This window comes from Pseudomonas kitaguniensis, assembly GCF_009296165.1.
GTDB lineage: Bacteria > Pseudomonadota > Gammaproteobacteria > Pseudomonadales > Pseudomonadaceae > Aquipseudomonas > Aquipseudomonas kitaguniensis.
Map to the genome: position 1 here is coordinate 1 of NZ_VUAZ01000189.1, position 1,247 is coordinate 1,247.

The 1,247-nt window shown below is 58.4% G+C and carries 1 protein-coding gene; it reads left to right on the forward strand.

Annotated features, from left to right (window positions below):
- Positions 1-1,247, forward strand: a 1,247-nt coding sequence (locus F0169_RS25705; protein WP_172979557.1) for a T6SS phospholipase effector Tle1-like catalytic domain-containing protein, incomplete at both ends; no start/stop codon positions are given.

Below are 1,247 nucleotides of genomic sequence, written 5' to 3' on the forward strand. Positions count from 1 at the left end.
CTTGGTGGCGGCCCACGAACAACGCAGTTGCTTCCCCGTAGACTCGATTCGGCGCAAAGCCAACCCGGACGATCCAAACTGCCCGTCTACCTATCGCCAGGGCACGGCGGAATATATCTACCCCGGCATGCACTCCGACGTCGGCGGCGGCTACCCGCCCGGCGACCAAGGCAAGGCCGCCGAGGGCGGTCATATGGTGTTGTCGCAACTCGCTCTGCACCATATGTACAGTGAGGCCTACAAGATTGGCGCGCCGTTGCAGGCACCGCCAAAAGCGTTTAACAATGAGTTGAAAAAGCGTCGGCCATGGTTAGTCATGGATGTACAAACAGAAAATGAATACGACGTAGGCCCCCAACTTATCGAGCGTTTCAACATCTGGCTAGACGCCATGGACAATGGCCCACTGGAAGCGGTCATGGCCCGCGAGGCCGGGCATATCACCGGTTGGCGAATCAGCCGTTATGCCAAGGGCCGTGCCAAACACACCGACTTTTACGCCCGCCTGATGAAAAACGGCCCAGCGGCAGACATGACCGCCGAGGAAGTCGCCGCCTTTGAAGCCTTACACAGCCTGCAACTTGAGGAAGACGCAGCCAACCGCGCGGGCACCCCGGCGCCGGTCTGGTCTGAACGTCAGTTGGCCACGCAACACGATAATCAGCTGATCAAGTTGAACTACGAACGTCGCACCGGCGCCCGCTCCTCAAGCGCGTTTAACACCAGCAAAGTGTATGAACCGAACCTGGATTGTCGCCAGTTGCTCAACGCCATGGCCGATTTTCGGCGCGACTATGTGCCGGAATGGACCTGGCCCGCCGGTGAACTGTTCAGCCTTGGCACGCTTGCCAACACCTTGGTCGGTGGCCTTGTGTACATGACCAACGCGCAAGACGAAGCCCAGCACTATGCCGACCTGCGCGAGGCCGGCGAGATGAACTACGCCAACCTGTTCGGCGCAGACGGCAAATCGTTAAACGACAAGGTCTACCCGATCATTCAGATGTTTGATGAACACGTGCACGACTCGCGCGCCTGGTTTATGAACGCGGCCTTGAATGAACGGGAAATTTTCAGCGACTACTTTCGTTATCGCGGCATATTTTTCGACACTGAAACCAATAACCCGCTATCGCTGTTGGTCACCGCCGAACGCGTGGTGGGCGTGGGGTTGGCGGTCGCCAGTGTTGGCCTGACGATCAGGCGCCGTAACCCACGCTACCTGATCGGGTTGATTGTTCCGTCGC